Genomic DNA, 311 nt, shown 5'->3' on the forward strand with positions numbered 1-311 from the left:
CAAGGCCGGCAATCGGCGTCTGCGTGCGGCGATGGGAGAACTCGCATGGCTGTGGCTGCGCTATCAGCCGGAGAGCGCCTTGGCGAAATGGTTCAGGGAACGCCTGGCCGGCGCCAAGGGGCGCCTGAAGAAGGTGCTGCTCGTCGCGCTCGCGCGCAAATTGTTGATCGCCCTATGGCGTTATGCAAGCGATGGTGTCGTTCCCGAAGGAGCGGTGCTGAAGCCTGCCTGATTATCGAGCGTGGCGTGGTTTTTCGACAACGCAGTGAATACACAGACAAGGTAGGCGTGCGATCTACCTGACCGAACCG

The 311-nt window shown here is 61.4% G+C and carries 1 pseudogene; it reads left to right on the top strand.

From position 1 onward, the window contains the following. Positions 1–232: pseudogene (locus tag V5F77_RS29275) on the top strand (IS110-like element ISMno25 family transposase); the annotation flags it as partial. Positions 233–311: the final 79 nt, after the last annotated feature.

The sequence above is a fragment of the Roseixanthobacter psychrophilus genome (genome assembly GCF_043195195.1).
Taxonomy (GTDB): Bacteria; Pseudomonadota; Alphaproteobacteria; order Rhizobiales; family Xanthobacteraceae; genus NCEH01.